The sequence below is a fragment of the Halorubrum sp. SS7 genome (genome assembly GCF_005435055.1).
GTDB lineage: Archaea > Halobacteriota > Halobacteria > Halobacteriales > Haloferacaceae > Halorubrum > Halorubrum salinarum.
Genome location: NZ_SGXV01000753.1, coordinates 1 through 216, shown reverse-complemented (window position 1 = coordinate 216; position 216 = coordinate 1). Strand labels below are relative to the sequence as shown.

The following is a 216-nucleotide window of genomic DNA, read 5'->3' as shown; positions in this document are numbered from 1 at the left end:
CGTCACGGTCGTGCTCTCCAACGAGGACGGGACTCTTGACCGGTCGCAGGTGGTCTCCGCCGCCGGCACGGAGAACGTCGGCGACGTCTCCGAGATCACGATCAAGCGCCGCGTGAAGGAGACCGAGGACAACTACTACTCGTACTACTACCTCAACGGGCGCTCGGTGAACCTCTCGGACGTCCAGGACCTGCTCGCGGCGGCGGGCGTCACCCC

The 216-nt window shown here is 66.2% G+C and carries 1 protein-coding gene; it reads left to right on the top strand.

All coding sequences use genetic code 11. The features are described from left to right. Nucleotides 1-216: hypothetical protein (locus EXE44_RS19825; RefSeq protein WP_137718151.1), on the top strand; the 216-nt coding region annotated here is incomplete at both ends.